General features: G+C 73.4%; 1 protein-coding gene. It reads left to right on the top strand.

Features of this window, described 5'->3' with window-relative positions; translation table 11 throughout:
* Positions 1-782, top strand: a 782-nt coding sequence (ribA, locus tag D180_RS15475; protein ID WP_017913512.1) for a GTP cyclohydrolase II RibA, incomplete at its 5' end; no start/stop codon positions are given.
* Positions 783-857 lie beyond the last annotated feature (75 nt).

The following is an 857-nucleotide window of genomic DNA, read 5'->3' as shown; positions in this document are numbered from 1 at the left end:
TGCCCGGCGACGCGCTGGATGCCGGCGCCGCCGAGATCGCGCGCCTGGGCCTGCTGCTGCCGGCGATGGTCGCGGCCGACCTGGACGCCGACAGCAGCGCCTTCCAGGGCTGCCAGTCGCTGCGCCTGGACGACCTGGAACACGGCTGCGCCCTCGCCGCCTCCGACAGCTACACCCTGGTCACCCGCACCCAGGTGCCGCTGCGCGACCTGGGCCCTGGCGAATTCGTGGTGTTCCGCGGCGGCGTGGCGCAGCGCGACCAGGTCGCGATCGTGATCGGCCAGCCCGACCTGAGCGCGCCGGTGCCGGTGCGCGTGCATTCCTCCTGCCTCACCGGCGACCTGTTCGGCTCGCTCAAGTGCGACTGCGGCGATCAGTTGCGGCACGGCCTGGCCAAGCTCAAGGCGCTGGGCGGCGGCGTGCTGCTGTATCTGGACCAGGAAGGCCGCGGCACCGGCATCGCCACCAAGATGCGCGCCTACGGCTACCAGCACGACGGCCTGGACACCATCGACGCCGACGCGCAACTGGGCTTCGGCGCAGACGAACGCCGCTACGGCAGCGCCGTGGCGATGCTGCGCGGGCTGGGCATCGGCCGCGTGCGCCTGCTCACCAACAACCCGAACAAAGCCGAACGCCTGCGTGCGGCCGGCATCGAGGTGACCGAGCGCATTCCGGTCACCGGCACCATCACCGCCGAGAACGAAGGCTACCTGCGCACCAAGGCCGCCCGCGCCGGCCACGCGCTGGACGTGGACGCGCTGCTGCGCGCGGCGCGCTGAACCACCGGCGCAGGTCGGCCCCCACACCGCCTGCCCGGATCGGGACGGAAACCGCGCGGCGGGCAGCGCACGCCC

The organism is Xanthomonas sp. SHU 166 (assembly GCF_000364685.1).
GTDB lineage: Bacteria > Pseudomonadota > Gammaproteobacteria > Xanthomonadales > Xanthomonadaceae > Xanthomonas_A > Xanthomonas_A sontii.
Note: the sequence above shows the minus strand (reverse complement) of the source record. Positions and strands in the feature narration are given on the sequence as shown.